Raw genomic sequence first — 15,353 nt, 5'->3', positions numbered from 1 at the left:
ATGGAATCATAATTTGAAAACCATCATCTAAAAACCATAATTTTAAAATAATAAGTTAAAAAAAATAATTTAATTGTGTATTGGAGTTGCCTGATCTATTTCTTCAAAAAAGACTGCTCGTCCTTTACCTGCCTGCTTGGCATGATACATTGCTTTATCAGCATCTTGAATAAGTGTTTCCGTATCGATTTCTTCAAATTCGAGCATCCGTACCCCAATGCTTGCTCCAACTTGCAATTTGTTACCTTTATAATCAATTGGTTCCATAATTATCTTAACCAACTTTTCTGCAATACCTGAAATAGTGTCGGTTGCGGAAGATTCAACACTGTTAATATGGTGTATCAGAATCACAAATTCATCGCCGCCCAATCTACTCACAATATCTTCTTCACGAACGGTCGCGTTTAGGCGTAATGCAACCTCAATAAGAACCGCATCACCGGCATCGTGTCCATAGATATCATTTATTAATTTAAAACCATCTAAGTCTACCAACATCAGTGCGCCACGAATACTCTTCTTAAGGGAACCTGCAATGAATTGGTCAAAATGCAATTCTAGGTGACGGCGATTGGGTAACTTAGTTAAAGGATCCGAATGTGCCATATCGCTAAGCTCCGCGAGAGTCACATCTCTTTCATCAACAAAAGGTTTTATAACCCAGTAGAAAATAAATGGCGTACTGAATAATGTTAACAGAGCCACATCCAATATAGCTTCAGCATAGATATTTAAGTTGTTATGATAATGTCCAATGATTAACATCACCATAAATTCAATAACCAAAACAATACCAGCAATCCTAAAGACGACTTGTGATCGGGTGAGCGAAAGACTGGGAAAATTTTGTGAATATTTTTTATTCATTTTATCTCATTTACGAATAGGATATTGGCACTTTATTGACGATATTTAGTGATGAATATTAGAATAAAATGTATGAAGGCGGTAGAGCATCGAGATGCTGAAAAGTTAACTAGCGCTAATTGAATCACTGTATCTTATGGCCAGATTTAAGTTGGCTTAAGCCGCTAATTTAGAATCTAGACTAGCATAGATTATGCTGAGTTTTGTGCCTCTGTTTGATGTTTTTACTATTAATTTTTGTTTTTATTCGATTATATCCGGTCACTATTATTTTTCACATAATAATGAAGTCAAAATAAAGACTTTGTAACCTTATCGCCAAGCTATTTGTCATTACCTCTCAGCACTCCTGTGTTTTAACACCGCAAATGGGAAAAATAGATGGAAATACTAAATGACATTATGATGACGCTGTTAACTACATTATCACTTGCTTTGGCTTTGCCGCAAATGCTCTGGCCCAGAACTTAGGCTTAGATCCGCTTGCGCCACCGATAGGAAGAGAGAAAACGCAATTGATATTACGTCGCAAGAACAGATTCAGTAGCAGGAGTCGCTGTAGAGCCCTTTTATGAAATTCGAAAATTCGACAATTTGAAAATTTGAAGCTGCAGGCGATGCTGTTAAGGCCTGCGATCAACATTTAAGTGCTGTTTATGACAAAGCAGAAGTCTTCAAAAAGAGGAATGATGCGAAATTTCATGACCCACGAGGCTGTTTGTTATACGACAAAAAATAACCACAGGTCTATACTGAATAGCTTCGACCATTTTTTACAACCTTGATTATTTCAAACAGAGAGAGTTGTTGAAAATGGTGCGCTGATTCGGGCAGCCCTCTAGCCCTCTTATAATTCTTATTCGCAGACAAGTCCTTGCCATTCGCTGGTAGTTGGCGTTTAATAACAGAGTGTTATGTTCCAGCATAGCTTATTAGTTCATATCCATGCTGGACGTACTCAAGGATACATTACGCTGTGCTAAAAAAAGCGCCAACCATGCTCAGATGTTTGTAGCATTAGCGGGATCGAATCATATAGTGCATCAATAATTCTTAATCAAGGCAAGTGAAGTATATGAATCCAATAAAAATCACAATAGATTATCTGCGCGAAAGGCAGTCTTTTACCGTTTTAGTTCTCCATATCACAATATTAATCTTAGTGTTAAGCCAGATACTGGTTAGTGATTTTATGGGCTTTAATGAGGCGGGGGAAATTAGTCAAAATACCCTCGATTTTTACGGGACATGGATACATATCATTACTGGGTTATCTCTTATTCCAATTACCCTGATTTTTATTGCTGTGGAAATAAAAAAACAGGGTGTTAAACACTTCTTTCCTTATCTATTTAGTGATTTTTCACAATTAAAAAGTGATCTATTCGAACTGCGGAAATTTAAAATTCCAGAAGTGAAAACGGGTGGTTTAGGCGCTATCATAGAAGGGCTTGGTTTGGGCGCTTTGTCTTTGGTTCTTTTGTCAGGCTCGGCTTGGTATCTGTCATGGAATTTAAACGGAGCTTGGACTCATAATATAAAAGATATCCACGAACTTTTCACCGGATTAGTTCAAGCCTATGTTATCGGACACGGCTGCATGGGGCTTATACATATTTTTATGGGCAGATGGAATCACGGACGCAGTTAAGCAAATATTTTTAAGTGGAGAAAAAGCAGCCAGTGCCATTCAGACATGACCTTTATTCTTCTTAATTATCTGGAATAGCTGCTATACATCGTTTTTATTACCGTCTCATTTATATTGCGGTCGTTGATGAGAATCAAATTATGAGTGAAGAATTTGATTCTTAGAGGTCGGTGAGTGTTAGAAAAAAGCGATAATATCTGGTAATCCAGCCTTTTAGCCTGCTTTTTTACCTAGAGTAGAAACGATGAAGATAAAACCTCAGGCAGTTCACTGAGGTTTTATGTCGATTAAAAAATAATTAGAGGTAACGTAACGAGATTCCGTTGGCATCAAAAAGATGTGTTTTATCGGCATCCACTGTCAGGTAGATGGTTTCTCCTTTGTGTTTATTAATAATACCCGGAATTTTTACTATGACAGGCGTTGTCGATTCAGCGCTATCAAGGTGTAATAGGGTCACTTCGCCTAATGATTCTACAAAGGAGATAGTGCCCGACAACATGCAACTCGTCTCATCTGCCAAACGGAAATCCTCCGGACGCACGCCAACGGTAAGTACTTGATTTTCAATATCAGGGTGACTCTTTATAGGGATATCCACCTGGTGACCGTTTTGACTTTGAATGCTGGTGATTTCTCCCGATTTAATCAGGGTAACAGTAAAAATATTCATGGCAGGGGAGCCAATAAACTGTGCGACAAACAGATTAGCCGGTTGGCCATATAACTCAAGCGGTGTACCCACTTGCTCAATTTTTCCCGCCGACAGCACGACAATACGATCCGCCAGGGTCATCGCTTCAATCTGATCATGGGTGACATAGATCATGGTGGTTTCTTTCAGGCTCTCATTTAAATTGGCAATTTCAATGCGTGTTTGTACCCGCAGTGAAGCATCAAGATTGGAGAGAGGCTCATCAAAGAGAAATACTTTGGGATTTCGTACAATAGCACGTCCAATCGCGACCCGTTGTCGTTGTCCGCCTGAGAGTGCTTTGGGTAAACGATATAAATAATCGGTTAATTGCAACATCGCTGCCGTACTCGTTACGCGCTCGTCGATCGTGGCTTTGTCCTCTTTAGCAATGCGCATGGAAAAGGCCATGTTGTCATAAACGGTCATATGCGGGTATAACGCATAGGATTGAAATACCATGGCAATACCGCGCATGGCCGAGGGGATATCATTGACGTTATGACCCTCGATAAACAAATCGCCACTGGTAATATCTTCAAGACCTGCAATCATGCGCAGCAGCGTTGATTTACCACAGCCGGAGGGGCCAACAAAGACGACAAACTCACCCAGTTTGATATCCAAGTCAATACCATGTAATACCTCGGTTTTGCCGTAGGATTTTTTAATGTTTTTTAATGTTAAACCAGTCGAACTAGTCATAGTGTGTCCTTAAATTCTTATTATTTGACTGAGCCTGTCAGCAATCCGCGCACTAGGTAGCGTTGCAGCGTGAAAAATACGGTGAGCGGCACCGCAATGGAGACAAAAGCGGATGCTGTTAAGATTTCCCAATTTCCTCCTCTTGATCCCAATAACTCCCTCAAGCGTCCGGTTAATACCAATTCATGTTCGCCATTACCAAGGAATACCGTCGCAACCAAGAGATCATTCCAGACCCAAAGAAATTGGAAAATGGCAAAGGAAGCAAGCGCCGGAAATGACAGGGGCAGTATAATTTTAACAAAAATATCAAAGTCATTAGCACCATCAACACGCGCTGATTCAATGATTTCTTTAGGGAGACCTGAAATGTAATTTCTTAATAAATAAATAGCCAAGGGTAAGCCGAATCCAGTATGGGCAAGCCAAATGCCGAGATAGCTTTTTGCGCTAACGCCGAAGTATCCTCCTATTGTATTGTAGAGTTGTAACAGTGGAATCAAAGACATCTGCAGGGGCACAACCAGTAAACCAACCACCAGAGCAATTAATATTCCCCGCCCGGGTAAACGCATCCAAGATAGTGCATAGGCGGCAAAGGCTGCGATCAAAATCGGAATAATAGTGGCCGGTATGGTGACTGTTAGTGAGTTAATAAATGACTGACCAATGCCCTCTGAGTGTAATACTTCATCATAATTGTCGAGGGTAAACTTAGGCGAAGCTAATGCGGTGTAAAATATTCGGTTGCCACGACTGCCGGTAAAAGGCATCGGTGATACCATGCTATAGTGACCATCACCTGCAACGGTTAAGGTACTACCATTGCGCATTTTAGCAATACTTCCTGCCAAATAGGCTTCCGGCTCCTGAGATGTCCAACCAAAGCGTAAAATTTCATCCTTAGGATTAAAATCCTCAATTTCTCCCGCTAAAATATACTGACCGTCAACTAAAACTTGTTGATCTGGTGCATCTGTTCTGCCAATTAAATTTTGCTCCGAGGAGGACAGTGCCTCCCACCAACCACTCACTGCCAGTTGGTCTTTATCGCGGAAAGAGGAAATCAATAATCCCGCAGTGGGAAATGTCCATAACAGCACCAGAAATAACACACTCAGGTGTACCACCAGCATTAAAGGGGAACGCCTCATTTGTTTCAGACTCATCATGACCCGATTAGACTTGTTACTTGGTATTGATTGCATGATTAACGTCCTTCCATTTGTGCATTTGCCTGTCTAACATTCCAAACCATCACCGGAATAACCGCAATCATGATAATCACCGCTATCGCCGCGCCACGGCCAAAATCACCGCCGCCTCTAAACATCCAGTCAAACATCATGTTGGCCAATACTTGGGTGTCCCATTGACCGTTGGTCATGGCTAAAACGATATCAAAGACTTTAAGCACTAAAATAGTGATAGTGGTCCATACCACGGCAATCGATCCCCAAATTTGCGGGATAAGAATTTTGAAGAAAATCTGTATGCCATTGGCCCCGTCTAATACGGCAGCTTCTACGGTTTCCTCCGGAATACCACGCAGTGCAGCTGATAAAATCACCATGGCAAAACCCGTTTGGATCCAAATCAAAATCACCATTAATAAAATATCATTCCAAAATGGGATAGTTATCCAGGCTTGTGGTGTGCCACCAAAATAGACCACTAGCGCATTAAGCAGACCAATTTGATCAGAGCCTTCGGCGCGGTAATCATAAACAAATTTCCAGATAATAGAAGCACCGATAAAAGAGATTGCCATGGGCATGAAAATAAGACTTTTGGCAATATTTCCCCAACGAATACGATCCGTGAGCGCGGCAATAATCAAACCAAAAAATGTGGATAATGCGGGTACAATCAATAACCACATTACGTTATTGATTAAACTCTCAATAAATTCATTGTCGTTAAATAGCCATTGATAATTAGCTAATCCAACAAAATCTTCGCCATTGCGTCCGTGTAATGACAAATACACTGAATCAAAGACCGGATAAACAAGATATAAACCAAGAAAAAACAAGGCGGGACCTAAAAATAACCAAGGCCGGATGGCTGCTGCCCGGCGAATGTTTTTTGCCATCTTTTCGTTGGAAACATGGTTGATTGGGAACATTATGATCAACAACCAGTTACTACCAAAAAAATAAAAAACACAACCTAAAACACCCAGTAGCATAACCAGTAAGGAGTAATATAATTGTTCCATTGTAAAACCTCACACAGGGATCATAATAAAAAAATAAGCCGGTGATACACCGGCTTATGAGGGGAGCTTTTATTTAAGCGCATCCCACGTTGCTTGAATGTTGTTACCTACTTCTTGCGCTGATTTACCACCCGTGTAATCAACCATACCGGTCCAGAATGCACCTGCACCAATTTTGCCGGGCATTAAGTCTGAGCCGTCAAAACGGAAGGTGGTTGCATCCAGTAAAATCTTACCCTGTTTTTTCAGTGTATCATTACCATAGGCGTTGATATTAACCCCTTTATAAGGTGTTAAGAAACCTGATTGCGCCATCCAAATTTCATGGGCGATAGGTGTTTGCAGGAAGGCAATAAAGGCTTGCGCTGCTTTTGAGTCATCGGTGATGCCCCACATAGTACCTGCACCTAAGACCGGTTTACCCAGATCTTTAGACGCATAAGCTGGGAAGTAAAAGAAGTCGGCATCGAGACCCAGTTTTGTTCCTTCAGGGAAGAAGCTTGGAATAAACGAGGCTTGTCTGTGCATATAACATTTAGCAGGAGAGCTAAACAGACCAAGCGGACTTTCACGGAAATCAGAGGTGGCGACAGCACGGGCGCCACCATCAACAAATTTATCATTACCGGCAAACCAACCAAACTCTTCAATGGCCTGCACAACTTTAGGATCGTTAAATTTCAAATCATTGCTTACCCAGCGATCATAATCCTCGGGTGACTGCGTTCTTAACATTAAATCTTCAACCCAATCGGTTGCTGGCCAACCTGTTGCAGCGCCGCTTCCCAGACCAATACACCAAGGCGTTCCGCCATCGGCAACAATCTGCTTGGTTAATCCTTTTAATTCTTCCATCGTTTTGGGGATTTCATAGCCTGCATCTTCAAAATTTTCAGGGATAAACCAAACCAGTGATTTCAAATCAACTTTATAAAAGAAACCAAATAAATTTTTATTGCCTTTTTTATCGGTAAAAGTACCCAGATCGACCCATGATGATCCTGCTGCATAATTTTCTTTCACCCATTTTTCCGTATCAGCACTGAGTGGTGATAAAAACCCTTTTGATGCAAGGTCAGCGGCTAAGCCGGGTTGTGGGAAAATAGCAATATTAGGTGCGCTGCCTGCCTGAACATCAATCACAATTTGTTGTTCAAAAGAATCTGATCCTGCATATTCTACGTCAGCACCCGTTGCCGCTTCAAAATAAGCAATCACACTTTCGGCGAGATCTTTATCCGCCCCTAGCCATGGTCCTTTAATAGTTAGTTTTTGTCCTTTTAAGTTAACGTCTTTTTTAAATTGCTCATAACTTGCCCAGTTAAAGGTGTTGTCTTCACCGGGTTGGAATTTTAAATCATCTGCAAAAGCGGATGAAGAGGTAAGAATTGCCAGAGCAATCGCGCTATTGAGTATCTTGTTTTTCATCTTTATTTAACTCCGTTTTCAACAAAAAAGGAACATTTACTAAATCATTTAAGATAGAAACTATCAGGCGCTGATAATAGACAGAAATGTTAATAAATATAGCTAATTGTATGGATAATGTGTGCAAAACCTCTTTTTTGTATAAATTGTGCACTTTTTTGGTGATGGTTATCACTTAATTTATAAATTTAGCTTTATAGTATATGAACAATTTACTAAAACGATTTAGACTGGGTGGCAATATAAGGGGCATCCGAGTGAAAATTCCACAAAAACACACATTAAAAAATATTTCTCAGCAACTGGACGTCTCTCCGGCGACGATTTCTAACGCCTTTAATAAACCGGCTCAGCTCTCAAAGTTGCTGCGTAATAAAATATTAAAATACTGCGAAGAGATTGGTTATTTAGGGCCAAGTATGGCGGCAAGAAGCCTGCGCACGGGTAAAACGGGGGTCTATGGTATTGTCTTATCCGATGATCTCTCGGAGTCATTAATGAACCCGGTGGCCAATCAATTTTTAAGCGCCGTTGCTGAGGTATTTGATAAACAGCATGTCAATATGCTGCTGCTCGCCTCTGATGCAGACCGTTATCTTGTTAATCAAAGTGATAGTCTGGCGGATGCTTTTATTGTTTATGGTCAACCGAAAAGCAGTAAAATATTAAAACGTCTGGAGTTACAAAATAAACCCATTATTACGGTGGATTTTAAATATAAAAACTATCCGTCCATTAATATTAATAACCATGAAGCCGCCTATTCGATCGCTAAATATGCCATTGATCATACTCAAGCTAGCAGTGTTCATCCGGTTATTTTAGGGCTGCATCTGACCCAGAATAGCGATTCGCAATCTATTGGTGATCTGGCGTTATTTTCACCCATTGAGTCTATTAGTCGCTGTCGATTAGAAGGCTATAAAGAGGCATTAAATGACGCTGATATTGCCATTGAAAATGATGCTATCTGGCAAATAGAACCCTATGATGATCGCATGATCCAAACTATTATTCGCGGCATATTAACAGCCTCTGAGCCCATTAATTTACTGCTCTGCATGAGTGATAAAATCGCCATTGCCGCTTTACACGTGGCCTCTGAGCTTAATATTGCAGTGCCTGGTAAGTTACAGATTGTCGGCTTTGATGGTATAGCCAGTGCACTTGAGCAGGGGATTACTACGGTAGGCCAACCTATTAAAGAAAAAGGCAATATCGCGGCAGAGGTCTGCCTCGGCATTCGCAAAAGCGAATCAGTTACCCTGCTAACTGAGTTAATTATTAATAAAAGTGCATAACCAGACAGATAATAACCAATTATTTTATCCAATGATTCATTAATATAAGGAACAGCAGTATGAAGGGCGCAATAACAAAAAGATGGTGGCATAACTGTGTGGTCTACCAAATTTATCCACGCAGCTTTAATGACAGCAACGGTGATGGTCTGGGCGATATTCAGGGCATTATCAATAAACTGGATCATATTCAGGCATTGGGCGCTAATATTATCTGGTTAAGCCCGGTAAACCAGTCACCCATGGATGATAATGGCTACGATATTTCTGATTATTATAAAATTGCGCCAGAATACGGCACCATGGACGACATGGAATTATTGATTGTGGAAGCTAAAAAACGCGACATTAAAATTTTAATGGATCTGGTGGTCAATCATACCTCCGATGAGCACCCCTGGTTTGTTGAATCTAAAAGCAGCTTAGATAATCCAAAACGGGATTGGTATATCTGGAAAGATCCTAAACCCGACGGCAGTGAGCCCAATAACTGGGAATCCTTTTTTACCCCGAAAGCCTGGGAATTAGATGCTGCGAGCAAGCAATACTATTTACATTTGTTCAGTAAAAAGCAGCCCGATTTAAACTGGGCAAATCCGGAGGTACGTGCAGCAATTCATGACGTTTTACATTTTTGGCTAAAAAAAGGCATTGGTGGCTTTCGCATGGATGTTATCAATATGATTGGCAAACCCTCTGACTTTCCCGATGCGACCATTTTTGATGAAGGTGTTGCCGGTTGGGAGCATTGGGCAAATAACCTATTATGCCATCAATACCTGCGTGAAATTGATGAAAAAGTCTTGTCCCACTACGATGTTATGACCGTTGCAGAAACGCCTTTTACTACTACCTTAGACGGCCGTTATTACTCACATCCGGACAGACATGAAGTCAGTATGATTTTTCATTTTGAACACATGAGCATCGACAGAGAAGAGCACAACGCTGTGCGCAAACCTTTTGATCTTGTTGAATATAAAGAGATCATGACACGCTGGCAGAATGATCTCTATCAGAAGGGCTGGAACAGCTTATATTGGAGCAATCACGATCAGCCCAGAACGGTTTCCCGCTTTGGCAGCGACTGTAAAGAATATCGCAGTATCAGCGCGAAAATGCTAGGTACTCTTACCCATATGATGAGTGGCACACCCTATGTCTATCAAGGTGAAGAGATTGGCATGACCAATAAAATCTTTACCGATATCAGTCAATTTAATGATCTGATGGCAAAATTTCATTATCAAAAAATATTAGCCAGTGGTCGCAGCGCGCAACAGGCTATCGATTTTCTTAACTACTTTTCCCGTGATCATGCCCGTTTGCCGATGCAATGGGATAACGGTATTAATGCCGGATTTACCACCGGCACCCCCTGGCTGGCGCTTAATAATAATCAAGCCGTAGTGAATGCGCAGGCCGAAAGAGAAGATGAAAATTCAATCTTTCATTATTATCGCAAGCTTATTGCCCTGCGAAAATCTGCGCTCTATGGTGAGGTCATTACTTATGGTCAATATCAACTGCTTGATCAAGATGATGCTGATGTTTATGCCTATCAGCGCAGCTATAATGGTAAAACCTTATTAATCATCTGTAACTTTACCCAGCAGAGCTTAACTCGACATTATAACGGGGAAATTAAACAGCTTATATTAAACAATTATCAAAATAATCCGCGAGCACTTTCATCATTAAGCCTTGCTCCTTATCAGGCACTGATCCTGGATATTTCAGACAAATAACAAACAGAAATAAAGACCAGATTTGTTAATAATTACACAGAAAAAACCATAGCGTTTTCTATCCGCGTTATGGTTTATTTGATCAATGAATTTGCCGCAATTTTAAATGAGTGGAATAGACCGCATTAAACCCTAAGATTAAATAACTCTGCCTGTAGATCTCTTAGATTCAAATAATAAGTGCATAACTTGAATAGTCAATAAATGTAAATTAGGGTGGTTTTTATTTTAAATAAAGGAGATGTAATGAAACTCAGAATATTTGTTTTTTCGATACTATTTTTTCAGTTCAATATTGTTTTCGCAGCAGACGCACACACAGGGATGACGAATCATAGTCATAATGATGTAATGCTGACTGAGGGTGGGAATGAGGCTTTTGGAACGATTCAGGAAGTTATTTTAAAGCTAAATAGAGACCCTAATACGGCTTGGAATAAAGTTAATCTGGAAGCGCTTAGACAACACTTGCTAGATATGAATGATATGACCTTTAATATTGACGTTATTTCCCAAGAACCAATAAAAAATGGATTGAAGGCTACTATAAGACCCACTACAAATAGGGCAAAAAAAGCACTGGAGAGGATTTTTGCGGCACACCCGAATCAGCTAAAACGTGATACAGGATGGATCATGAAAGTGGTAAAAGATAATGACCAGTATATTTTGATGACCACTTCAGGGGATCCAAAAGATTCAGATAAAATTAGAGGTCTTGGTTATATAGGTTTAATGGCATATGGTACACACCATCAGCAGCATCATTGGGCAATGGCAACAGGCAAAAATCCTCATGATAAGCATCATTGAATATACCTGATAATGCGCACCATGACTGAATTATCCTATTGAATAAAAATAAGTTTTTATAAAAAAGGCAATGAGGGGCAGGTGTTTAATTTTGACTGTCAATGACTTTGAGGTGGTTTTGAGTTTATGTTTGCCGCTTGATTAAGGAATTCATTGCTTAAAAAAAAGTAAAGTAAAGTGCTAATCAAGTTGGACTGTTTGTTTATAAAAAGTTTGTGTGTCCCTAAATTTGTCTTTATTAAAAACAGAACAGACCTTGAATAGTAAACAAATGTAAATTAGGGTGGTTTTTATTTTCAAAAAAACAGGCTTAGAATGAAGCATTCGACCGCCTTATTATGTGTAACCATAAAGATGGAGATGACTTATGTACTATATAGTTGAAACCAGTAAATCATTCGAACAAGCATCAGCAGATCTTGATGCAGCCGTTAAACGGCACAACTTTGGGGTGTTGTATGTCCACGACTTAGGGGAGACCCTGCGTGGTAAAGGTATTTCATTTGATGAGCAGTGCAAAGTTTTTGAGGTCTGTAATCCGGGGCAGGCTGCAAAAGTTATGTCTGTCGATATGCGCCTAAACATGGCCTTGCCATGTCGTATATCGGTTTTTACCGAGAAAGGTAAAACTAAGATTGGCCTTATTAAGCCCGAGCAAATGCTGGCGGCACTCTCAAAGGATGCAGCCTTAGTGCAAATCGCCAAAGAGGTTGAGGAAAAGACCATACAGATGGTTGACGAGGCGAAATAAATACCCGCAAGCACAGATTATAATAAGGTGTCGCTGCGCGGCACCTGTTCTTATTTTAACTCACCATACTGTTCCGGTAAAAATAATCCAACAAAAAAGCCGTTCACCTCCCGCGGTTTAACTGTGCGCATTTATCGCTGATTCAGGCAAATACACTTAAAATACTCTTTAAATACCAAAGGTTTTATTTGGGTTTTATTTGCATCTTTTTAAATATGCATTTAAGATGCCTCTTAAATAAAAAGAAGTATTTTAAATGCATATTAAGGAGTTGACATGTTAACGCAAACTGAAATTAATATAATTAAAGACAGCGCACCGGCACTCGCACAATACGGAGAAGATATTACCGGGCGGTTTTATCAGATTCTATTTCAGTCTCACCCGGAATTAAGTCATATATTCAATATGACCAATCAGAAAAGTGGTAGTCAGAAAGCCGCGTTAGCAACGGCTGTTTATGCATTTGCAAAATATGTCGATAATCTTGAAGTGATCTTAGGCGATGTCGAGCGTATTGCGCAAAAGCACGCCAGCTTGGGCATTAAAAGTGAACATTATCCTTTAGTCGGCAGCGCATTATTACAGGCGATTGACGAAATTCTACAGCCTCCGCAGTCAGTAATTGATGCCTGGGCAAAAGGTTACGGTATTTTAGCTGATGTTTTCATTAATCGAGAACAGGCACTCTACGATCAGAAATCAGAGCAGCAGGGCGGCTGGAGGGGCACGCGGGAATTTACTCTCGTGAATAAAGTCATGGAAACGCCTTTGATCACCTCGTTTTACTTAAAACCGAATGACGGTTTGGCCATTTCTGACTTTGTTCCCGGTCAGTATATCGCCGTTCATATGCAGCCAGCGGGGGCTGAAAACCATCAAATTCGTCAATACAGTCTGTCAAGTGCCTATAATAAAAACAGCTACCGAATCTCGGTAAAAAAAGAGCAGAGTCCGCATGGTGAGGGACTGATTTCAAACTACCTGCATGACAGTGTCAATGTTGGCGATACGCTGAATCTGAGTAATCCCTTTGGCGAGTTTTATTTACAGGAAAGCAGCAATCCAGTGGTGCTGATAAGCGGCGGTGTGGGCATTACTCCGATGCAGGCGATGCTTGAAACCTTAGTATCGGGCGGCTCCCGGGAGGTTCATTTTGTTCACGGCGCGCTGAACAGCGAACATCATGCTTATAAAGAGATGCACAATAATATAACTGATACGGAGCAGGTAACAACGCATGTTTTTTATGAGCAGGCACCCGCTGAGCCGGCAGATAATCATTATCAGGGGCTTATTAATCTGGAACTATTAAAATCAGATTTACCGCTGAACAGTGCCGAATTTTACCTTTGCGGCCCGCTTGCCATGATGAAAGCCGTCTATAAACAGTTAAAAACGTTACAAGTAGCGGATGAAAATATCTTCTATGAAGTATTTGGTGCGTCTAAAGCACTGGCGGAATAAAGGCCCGCTCATTTTTCTGCATAGCCCTTTTGCATCGTACTTTTGTATAGAAGATGGGCGCATTTACTTAGCATGTGTCACTGCAGAAAATTAAAGTATTCCTCCTGATTAAAATCTAAACAGCTTATGTCTTCACTGCATAAGCTGTTGTATATATTCTCCTGTCATAGGTGCAATAAAGATTTTCATGCCAACAATTGCGCATAATTAGCCTGTTTTTAACCCTTTTCTGATAAAAAATATTAACCGCTCACATCTAACCTTTTGTCGCATATTACGCCTATCCATGATTACAGCATTTAAATCAACTTTATGATCGAGTTTAATGATTTCTCTGTCCCAATATTAGCGGAATGTTAGAATAATTAATTGAATAGCAACTCAATCAACTTGATGATCGAGTTTAATGATTTCTCTGTCTCTGTCTCAGTATTAGCGGAATGTTAGAATAATTAATTGAATAGCAACTCAATCAACTTGATGATCGAGTTTAATGATTTCTCTGTCTCTGTCTCAGTATTAGCGGAATGTTAGAATAATTAATTGAATAGCAACTCAATCAACTTGATGATCGAGTTTAATGATTTCTCTGTCTCAGTATTAGCGGAATGTTAGAATAATTAATTGAATAGCAACTCAATCAACTTGATGATTGAGTTTAATGATTTCTCTGTCTCAGTATTAGCGGAATGTTAGAATAATTAATTGAATAGCAACCGAATCAACTTGATGATCGAGTTTAATGATTTCTCTGTCTCAGTATTAGCGGAATGTTAGAATAATTAATTGAATAGCAAAGCAATGTAAATTAGGGTGGTTTTTGTTTTAAATAAGCAGGCTGAAAAGGATAAATTCTACAGCCTCGTTAGCTTTTTTTACCTGTTAGGAGATGATAGTGAAAGAGATTGAATATCCGATTAAAGGGGCATGTCAATGTGGCAATGTCACCTATGAACTTTTAGAGCCGCCAACAATGATTGTCGCTTGTCATTGCAAAGCATGCCAAAAATTATCTACGAGTGCATTTAGTATTACCGCAATGGTTCATTCAGATAGTGTAAAATTCAAAGGAAAAATGAGTGAGTGGAGCCGGGTAGTCGATAGCGGTAATACTAGCACCGCGAAATTCTGTCCTTCTTGCGGAAATAGAATATACCATTTTAATCCCAGTGAACCCGAAAAAATAAAACTCAAACCAAGTACCTTATCTGATACAAGAATCATCAATCCTACCGCTCATATTTGGGTAAGTGAAAAACAAGATTGGTATAAAATTCCTAACGATGTGAAAATCTTTGATAAGCAGCCTTAACTATGTAGCTGTTTTGTACCATTGCTCCGGGCAGTTAGTGCTGATGATTCCGCAGTTATGGATTGGTTTATATCGTCCGTTGGTATTGTTGCCAGCTTACTGGCCTGTTATTTAATCAATCGCTTTGCTGCCACCCAGTTTCGCTAGTAGGCAGGTCAGCGATGCTAAAAGGGTTTTTTCGATATTATAAGCGATTTTTTTCTGCCCGACAAAATTGTTATACTCCTCAAATGCCCTATCAACGGGCATTTCAGCTAGGTGGCTAAGATAGTGACTGATCACTTTCTGTGATATAGCCAGTACGACTTCCAGCAATTTTCTTTGCTTATAACCTGCAGCATAAAATATAAAATATAAAACATAAAAACTTGAGATCTCCGTATGTCAGGACC

13 protein-coding genes are annotated in these 15,353 nt (G+C 40.0%); 7 read left to right on the top strand and 6 right to left on the bottom strand.

Translation table 11 applies throughout. The features are described 5' to 3' along the window. Nucleotides 1-69 precede the first annotated feature (69 nt). Nucleotides 70-870: a GGDEF domain-containing protein gene (locus tag PING_RS15030; RefSeq protein WP_011771173.1), complete on the bottom strand. Its 801-nt coding sequence runs from the start codon at nt 868-870 to the stop codon at nt 70-72. A 1,075-nt stretch (nt 871-1,945) separates the two neighbouring features. On the opposite strand from PING_RS15030, the gene PING_RS15025 reads away from it, so the two are divergent. After that, entirely contained in the window at nt 1,946-2,521 is a 576-nt protein-coding gene (locus PING_RS15025) for a cytochrome b/b6 domain-containing protein (RefSeq protein ID WP_011771172.1), read from the top strand. Nucleotides 2,522-2,819: 298 nt separating this feature from the next. Here the strand turns inward: PING_RS15025 and PING_RS15020 are convergent, their stop codons facing one another. The 4 genes from PING_RS15020 to PING_RS15005 form a co-directional block, all read right to left on the bottom strand. Then, entirely contained in the window at nt 2,820-3,920 is a 1,101-nt protein-coding gene (locus tag PING_RS15020; RefSeq protein WP_011771171.1) for an ABC transporter ATP-binding protein, read from the bottom strand. Between the two features lie 20 nt (nt 3,921-3,940). Next, entirely contained in the window at nt 3,941-5,128 is a 1,188-nt protein-coding gene (locus PING_RS15015) for a carbohydrate ABC transporter permease (RefSeq protein WP_198134707.1), read from the bottom strand. Nucleotides 5,129-5,130: 2 nt separating this feature from the next. Further along, on the bottom strand, nt 5,131-6,141 hold the full coding sequence (locus PING_RS15010) for a carbohydrate ABC transporter permease (RefSeq protein ID WP_011771169.1): 1,011 nt from the start codon (nt 6,139-6,141) through the stop codon (nt 5,131-5,133). 69 nt (nt 6,142-6,210) lie between these two features. Next, on the bottom strand, nt 6,211-7,569 hold the full coding sequence (locus PING_RS15005) for an ABC transporter substrate-binding protein (RefSeq protein WP_011771168.1): 1,359 nt from the start codon (nt 7,567-7,569) through the stop codon (nt 6,211-6,213). Nucleotides 7,570-7,826: 257 nt separating this feature from the next. Here PING_RS15005 and PING_RS14995 point away from each other — a divergent pair, with 257 nt between their 5' ends. The 6 genes from PING_RS14995 (at nt 7,827) to PING_RS14970 (ending at nt 14,961) form a co-directional block, all read left to right on the top strand. Next, a complete protein-coding gene (locus PING_RS14995; RefSeq protein WP_041766550.1) occupies nt 7,827-8,870 on the top strand; it encodes a LacI family DNA-binding transcriptional regulator in 1,044 nt (347 codons plus the stop codon). A 59-nt stretch (nt 8,871-8,929) separates the two neighbouring features. Continuing rightward, nucleotides 8,930-10,618, top strand: a complete 1,689-nt coding sequence (locus PING_RS14990) for a glycoside hydrolase family 13 protein (protein ID WP_011771166.1) — start codon at nt 8,930-8,932, stop codon at nt 10,616-10,618. 246 nt (nt 10,619-10,864) lie between these two features. Then, nucleotides 10,865-11,431 carry a hypothetical protein gene (locus PING_RS14985; protein ID WP_011771165.1) on the top strand — a complete coding sequence of 189 codons (567 nt, stop codon included), beginning with the start codon at nt 10,865-10,867 and terminating at the stop codon, nt 11,429-11,431. A gap of 367 nt (nt 11,432-11,798) precedes the next feature. Beyond that, nucleotides 11,799-12,182: a DUF302 domain-containing protein gene (locus tag PING_RS14980; protein ID WP_011771164.1), complete on the top strand. Its 384-nt coding sequence runs from the start codon at nt 11,799-11,801 to the stop codon at nt 12,180-12,182. 276 nt (nt 12,183-12,458) lie between these two features. Then, entirely contained in the window at nt 12,459-13,649 is a 1,191-nt protein-coding gene (gene hmpA, locus PING_RS14975; RefSeq protein WP_011771163.1) for an NO-inducible flavohemoprotein, read from the top strand. Nucleotides 13,650-14,538: 889 nt separating this feature from the next. Then, nucleotides 14,539-14,961: a GFA family protein gene (locus PING_RS14970; protein ID WP_011771162.1), complete on the top strand. Its 423-nt coding sequence runs from the start codon at nt 14,539-14,541 to the stop codon at nt 14,959-14,961. 111 nt (nt 14,962-15,072) lie between these two features. On the opposite strand, the gene PING_RS14965 is transcribed toward PING_RS14970, so the two are convergent. Next, a complete protein-coding gene (locus PING_RS14965) occupies nt 15,073-15,276 on the bottom strand; it encodes a hypothetical protein (protein ID WP_041766547.1) in 204 nt (67 codons plus the stop codon). Nucleotides 15,277-15,353: the final 77 nt, after the last annotated feature.

The organism is Psychromonas ingrahamii 37 (assembly GCF_000015285.1).
Taxonomy (GTDB): domain Bacteria; phylum Pseudomonadota; class Gammaproteobacteria; order Enterobacterales; family Psychromonadaceae; genus Psychromonas; species Psychromonas ingrahamii.
Note: the sequence above shows the minus strand (reverse complement) of the source record. Positions and strands in the feature narration are given on the sequence as shown.